Raw genomic sequence first — 6,519 nt, 5'->3', positions numbered from 1 at the left:
CACCAGCTTGACCCAAAACCCGCTCTGCGGGACATACCATCACCCGGGTCAATTCTCGATGGAAATACCGGGTCAATTCTCAGCGGAAATCTACACCCTGACTGCTTACGCAGCCACAGCATCCAGGCTGCGCTTTGCTGCGCTCAGAACTTCTTCAAGCGCGCCCATTACAGCCGCTTTCATCAATTCCGGATTGACGGCCCCTGCAGCCTCGAACTTGGCATAGTCGGCGCTCATCGTCGCAAGTTGCTCAAGTTCCTCCAGCCAAAGCTTTGGATTTCTGGCATTCTTGGCGGCCAAAGGCAAAAGGCTGGATATCAGTATACGTAAAGTATTGATATGTATGGCTGTTGCAGCAGCAACTTGCTGCTGCTCAGCCTCATGAGCATTGATGACCATGCAACCCCCCGGTCCAAGTTCGCGAGCCTTACGAAAACCCGGATTGTCCGCCAAGAGGATATGAGATCTCTTGCCAAAAAGGATGTCTGGCAGCGTCCTGCTGTGGGCACACGGCACTTCTTGCATTCGACAATGATCGATTAGGCGTTTTCGGTCTGCTGCACATTGGCTGCCCAGTGTGCATCATGGATGCTATCGTTCCGCTGACGCTGCTTGTTCGTTTCAACGTGCTGTCCGTGCCGCCGGTCCTTTCCCTCTTGCATTCAATGCCTTGGAGAGGTTCTTTAGCGGCGCATGGCGGGACAAAGAGGTTAGCAAGATGGATTTGGACCTGCCATCTGGCGCTGAGCGTTGTGATCAGAATGTCATCTCCGGCATCCTGGAAGCACTCAAGCTCCACGATCCTCGTTTCCGCCGCGCAATTCGGGCAAAGATCATCACCTCAGCCATGTCGAGAGCTGCCAAGGGGGCAACCGAAGACGCTGCTTACCTTCTCAGCGTGGCAGCGAAGATCGAAGTAGATGGCCCGGTCGTGGGAACAACCTGATCAGCGCCGAGCAGGTTTGTTTCACGATCTGTCGAGCAAATTGCCGAGCGGCAGATCCGCTTCAAAAACGCAGCCTGCAGGCAACAGCTGGTGCGTAACCTTGCCGCCGAGCGAGCCGGCTAACATCCTCGCCAGTGCTTTGGATCCGAAACCCTGCGGGCCGGCCATTTTGATTTCTGGGCCACCAACCTCTCGCCACACAAAATGCAGCGCTCCGCGTTCAGCGGAGATGGACCAGTCAATGTGCACTTCACCACGCTCGTTAGCCAAAGCACCATACTTGCAAGCATTTGTCGCGAGCTCATGGAGTACCATGCCAAAGGCGTGAACAGCGCGAGGGCACAGCTGAAGGGGTGGGCCGTCCATGATCACACGCTCAATCGCGCAATCGGTGAAGATTTCCAGCTGTCTGCGAATGAGTTGGGCGAGGTCGCCACCATCGACGGACTTGCCCATCAGCAGATCATGCGATGCCGCGATGCCCTTAAGCCTCAGTGATACAGCTTCTTCGAATTGCTTCACGCTCCCTGCGGACCGAGCGCTTGACTTGACGATCGCGCCGACGACCGAGAGCAGGTTCTTCACGCGGTGGTTCGCCTCGTCCAGCACCAGTTTCACCAGGTCTTGCGCTTCCTTGCGCTGCTGGATGTCGGTGATGACCGAGACAAAATGCAGCGGAAGACCTTCATCATTGCGAATGAGGGCGACGCTGAGGTCGCTCCAGACAAGCGTCCCATCAGGGCGGACGTAGCGCTTCTCCAAGGTGTAGGACGGGATTTTCCCATCCATCAGCTGAAGAAGGAGATCAAGGTCGCTACCCAGATCATCGGGATGGGTGATGTCCTGGAAGGTCACCGCCTGCAGTTCGGACTCGGAACGGCCTAGCAGTTTGCACAGATAGTCATTCGCCCGAAGAAATCGGCCATCGACCGAAACATGCGCGACGCCGACATTGGCATGCTCGAAAGTGCCGCGGTACTGTTCTTCGCTCGCTGCCAGAGCCTCCTGCACCTGGCGCATGGCGGTCATGTCGATGTTGACGCCATGTAGGCGTAAAGGTTTGCCCGAGGTATCACACTCCACCCGGCCCCGGTCGTGAACCCAGCGATGTGTGCCGTCCGATGGCCGGATGATCCGGAACTGGTGATCGATCGGTGCCCCAGTTTCGATCGCCATGCGTGCCATATGCTCTACCTTGACGCGGTCCTCGGGGTGTATTGCCGACAACCACAGGTCAATCGTGGGCTCCCCTGCGGCTGGGTCGAAGCCGTAAAGCGCAAAAACAGACTGCGACCACCACAACCGGTTTTCGATGATGTCCATCCGGTAGGCGGCAACGCCGCCCACTTCCTGGGCCAGTTCCATCCAGGCGTGGGCATCGGCAAGCTCAGCTTCTGCCACATGACGACGCTGGGTGTCGCGCATCAGCATTTCGACGACTGGCAATTCGTCTTCGCGAGAAGCGGCGCCCATGGCCTTCAGGCTGGCAAGTTCGTGCTGCAGCCTAGCTATCTCATCCTGGAGATCGGAAGCGCTTTTCATCGCAGTGCCCTACAAAATGCCAAACTGCCGCTTCACCGCTTAAACGGGCTGCCAAAGATAGTAATGGATCGAGGCTGGCAAAATCCGATGCCTCCGCATCTCTTTTAGCACCACAAAATGAGGTGGTCGCCATCTATTATGGTGACAGCGCCAACATCAAGAGTCATCAGTGAACCAGTGAAGACAATACAGCGCAAATTCAGTTATTTGGGAGACACTGTTCTTCGAGCGCCAGTCGCTGGATTTTCGCATCAGCCGCGAACGAGCCTGCACCATTGGGCATGTGCGTGGCTAACGCCTTCTTAACACATTGCTGCGGCACCACCCTCAGATGCACTTTTGCGGATTAAAAGAAATCAAATGTAATAGCCGCTCCAATCTCGGGTGAAGTTGGCTGCTGGGTGGCCAGTTCGCGCGATCAGGAACTTGGAGTGAATGATGCTGACCTGGTTCACCAAAGTTGCGCCGATCCGGCAGAAGTTTCATTTTCTGACCGGTGTTCAGGCATTGCTGGCGGTGGTCACATGTCTGTGCATGATCCTCGTGGTCGAAGACATTGTCACAAGCCACTGGATGACGGGCCTTTTGCTATTGGCCTCGGTGAGCTCGGTTGCGCTCATTGCTTTTGCTGGCAAGACTATCAGCGATCCCTACGTCGCTACCGTCGTCCGCATGGAGGCGCTGGCAGCCGGTGATCTGGACTCTCCTGTGGCCCACACTGAGTTCAGTGATTGTGTCGGCAGGCTAACCCGTGCGATGGCAACCTTCCGCCAGCAAGCGGTCGACATCAAGGCCAATGCGGAGCTGCAACAGGATGTCGTGACCACGGTCGCGAGCAGTTTGCAGCGCCTTGCCGACAACGACCTGACGGCGCGCCTTGCCGAATTGCCAGAACAGTACGCCGGTCTGCGTGACAGCTTCAATCGCACTGCGATGGCCCTCGACGAGGCGCTCCGTGGCGTGTCGTTGGCGGCAGCAGACATTCTCAACGGATCGACTGAGATCCGCAGCGCGTCGAATGATCTTTCTGTACGGACCGAACAGCAAGCTGCAGCGCTAGAAGAGAGCTCGGCGAGCCTCACCGAAGTGACTGCGACCGTGCAGCGCAATTCGGCCGTTGCGCAGAGCGCAGCAGAAGCTGTTCGCGACGTCCAGGCAGAAGCAAGGCAGGGCAGTGACGTTGTTGCCAAGGCGGTTGCGGCAATGACAGCCATCCAGAACTCGTCGGATCAGATCTCTCAGATTATTTCCGTTATCGACGGTATTGCGTTTCAGACCAACCTGCTTGCACTCAATGCCGGTGTTGAAGCAGCGCGCGCAGGCGAAAGCGGCAAGGGTTTTGCTGTTGTCGCTACAGAGGTGAGGGCGCTCGCGCAGCGGTCTGCTGAAGCTGCTACCCAGATACGCAATTTGATCGAGGCGAGTACCGTTCAGGTCAAGGACGGCGTGGGCCTCGTGGATGCCACCGGCGCTGCACTTGGAGCGATTGTCCAGCGTATCGAACGCATCACAGGTTCTGTCGGCGAAATCGCGGAGTCTGCCGCCCTGCAGTCGGCTTCGCTCGAACACGTGAGGGCTGCGGTAAGCGAAATGGACCGCGTCACTCAGCAGAATGCTGCGATGGTCGAAGAGAGCAACGCTGCTGCCCGCCAGCTTGCGGATCAGTCAACGCAGCTCTCCAACCTCGTCAATGCGTTTCAGATTTCAACTGGGCGTGTCGTTGAGCTCAAACCGCGTGAGCAAACAAGGGCCAAGCTTTCAAATATCCTGCCCAGAGCCATTCACACCACGCGCACTAGCGCTCTGCCAGCACCGAGGGAGGATGATTGGGCGGAGTTCTAATTGATCCTAAGCTACGGAGCTCGACGCGAAAGGCTCGTATGATGGGATGACCATTTCCATGAACGAAAGGCCGGAATTGATATCGCTAGATCAAGGTGCAAACGTCCGCTTTCAAGGCGGCACTTGTCACCTTAGCCGCAATGATCGAGCGGCCAGCGGCCGACCAGATCGAGACGTTCACCTCAAACCCTTTTACGTCCTGGCGCGACAATAGCAGTCGTTCAGATTGAGTGATGCTATCCCCAATCAGGGAAAGAGCGAAGTGTCGATGCCGTTGCACATCACCATATAGCCTTGATCGCTGGGGTGAAGATGATCGCCGGAGTCGAATTCGGCCTTGAACATATCGGGGTGTGACGGGTCCTGGACCATCGCCTCGAAATCGATCACCGCATCCGGCTCGCCAGAATGCCTGATCCAGTCATTGACGGCCTTTCGCAGCGCCACCTTGTCTTTGGTGGTGAGCTCGCTCGCGGGATTGGGAGTCAGCGTACCGATATACACTTTCACGCCTCTGGCATGTGCGCGGGCGATCACCTGTCGGTATCCCGCAATCAGATCGCCGGCGGACAGGGTGGGGCTGATGCCGAACGGGCTCCTGCCCGACATGTTGATATCGTTGATACCTTCGAGGAGGACAAGGTGTGAGATGCCCTCGATGCGCAAGGCGTCGCGGTCCAGTCTTGCCAATCCTGCCGCCCCCCAGCCGGCTGCCAGCAGACGGTTTCCGGCAATTCCGGCATTAATCACCGAGTACGACTTGTGCCCCTTGCGCATGGCCAGTCGGCGAGCGAGCTGTTCGGACCAGCCATGCAGGGCTCGCGGAGCGACACGATTGCCGTCGGTGATCGAATCTCCGAACGCCACAATGACTTGGGGCGCTTCCTGACTGAGGACGCTTACCCCGGTTACCAACGGTCGGCCCTTCATCGGTGTAGCCTGATAAAGCGACGCGTTGAGAGTCTGATCTCCCGCTGCCAGCAGAAATCCTGCGCCGCCGCGCCCTTCGTTAACGGCATTCTCGGCCAGTGCGGCGCTGACGACCAATTCGGTCCCCGCCGTCACTGCCATGGCGATCGGATCGCTGATCATGGGTGCACCCGCTGGAATGCTGACGCTCGGTGAGCCCGCGAATGTGACGGGACGCGACGTATCGGGCTTTGCCACGAAATCGCTGCCCGCCATGCCCACGGAGACGGCCTTGAGCTTTAGCGTAGCCTTCCCTTCCTCATTCGATAGCCTGATCCGGATTTGGGATCCTCCCGCCTGGATGATCACTTGATATCGGACAGTTCCAGCAATCGGCTGGGGGGTGAGATCGGCGACGAGCTGTTCGGGGGGCACATGCCAATGTTCCGACGCGAACTTGATGAACGTGTCGGAAGGAGCTTCATAGGTCGCAGGGCTGGACTGAAAGGCTTCCCGCCATGCGGGCTGCGCATTTGCGGTGCTGACAGCGCACCATATCACGAATCCTGCCGCCGCTCCGCGCCCGAATGCCTCGACCAGCATGATCTCTCCACGTTGGCAACTTCCCTGCCTTGCCGGAGCGGCACAGACATTGCGTTGCTGATCGTGGGAAGAAACCGCATCTGATGTCACACTGCAAGAAATTAAAACGCATATTCCTGTTCATTGCGTCATCCTGGCAAAAAGCCGCACCAGGGGACATCCATTCTTGGCGAATTTTGCCGTTCGCCGCACTACTTGTGAACGGCAGGGGCGTCCCTGACCGAGTCTTCCACCGTTCCCAAAAGCCCAATGAACCAACGGCAGGAATCGATAACATCAAACTGAAGCGCGAATGTCCGGGTTCAAGGCGGCAGTCGCAGTCGGCTGGCCAGCTTCGCAGTCGTTGCTACCGACCAGTTGCCGTCGTCCCGTTTCTTTTACGAGAATATTGGCTTATGCTGGGACAAGTCATCCAACCTTGCAACAGGATCCGAGCAGACCCAAGGGACGGTTCGATCGTTCATGCAATTTCAGGGTTGATCTTTTTCGCTGCGCATAGACAGGGTCGGATCGAGCGCCAAGCACTGTCATTCATTTCCAAGCAGTGACGACATGGTGCTCTCATGACCCTCTATGCTACTTCGCACCTCCGAAAAACTAGGTGCGCGCGTTCCAATCCCGCCACCAAAAAGAGTGCTCTCAGGCAAAGGATCTTGTCGGAGTTGAAGTTCTTGGCA

Annotated in this window: 5 protein-coding genes; 2 read left to right on the top strand and 3 right to left on the bottom strand. The window is 57.3% G+C overall.

Features of this window, described 5'->3' with window-relative positions; all coding sequences use genetic code 11:
- Positions 1-105: 105 nt before the first annotated feature.
- Positions 106-399: a hypothetical protein gene (locus tag B9A23_RS20360; RefSeq protein ID WP_139797606.1), complete on the bottom strand. Its 294-nt coding sequence runs from the start codon at positions 397-399 to the stop codon at positions 106-108.
- A gap of 319 nt (positions 400-718) precedes the next feature.
- On the opposite strand from B9A23_RS20360, the gene B9A23_RS20350 reads away from it, so the two are divergent.
- The gene (locus B9A23_RS20350) at positions 719-946 is read left to right on the top strand and encodes a hypothetical protein (RefSeq protein WP_084281149.1); all 228 of its coding nucleotides are present in this window, start codon (positions 719-721) and stop codon (positions 944-946) included.
- A 21-nt stretch (positions 947-967) separates the two neighbouring features.
- Here the strand turns inward: B9A23_RS20350 and B9A23_RS20345 are convergent, their stop codons facing one another.
- Complete coding sequence (locus tag B9A23_RS20345) at positions 968-2,488, bottom strand: sensor histidine kinase (protein WP_084281148.1); 1,521 nt, start codon at positions 2,486-2,488, stop codon at positions 968-970.
- A 438-nt stretch (positions 2,489-2,926) separates the two neighbouring features.
- Between B9A23_RS20345 and B9A23_RS20340 the strand changes: the two genes are divergently transcribed.
- A complete protein-coding gene (locus B9A23_RS20340; protein ID WP_176218102.1) occupies positions 2,927-4,330 on the top strand; it encodes a methyl-accepting chemotaxis protein in 1,404 nt (467 codons plus the stop codon).
- 246 nt (positions 4,331-4,576) lie between these two features.
- On the opposite strand, the gene B9A23_RS20335 is transcribed toward B9A23_RS20340, so the two are convergent.
- Positions 4,577-5,842, bottom strand: a complete 1,266-nt coding sequence (locus tag B9A23_RS20335) for an SGNH/GDSL hydrolase family protein (protein WP_084281144.1) — start codon at positions 5,840-5,842, stop codon at positions 4,577-4,579.
- Positions 5,843-6,519: the final 677 nt, after the last annotated feature.

This window comes from Novosphingobium sp. B1 (genome assembly GCF_900176395.1).
Taxonomy (GTDB): Bacteria; Pseudomonadota; Alphaproteobacteria; order Sphingomonadales; family Sphingomonadaceae; genus Novosphingobium.
This window is presented reverse-complemented; position numbering and strand designations above follow the sequence as displayed.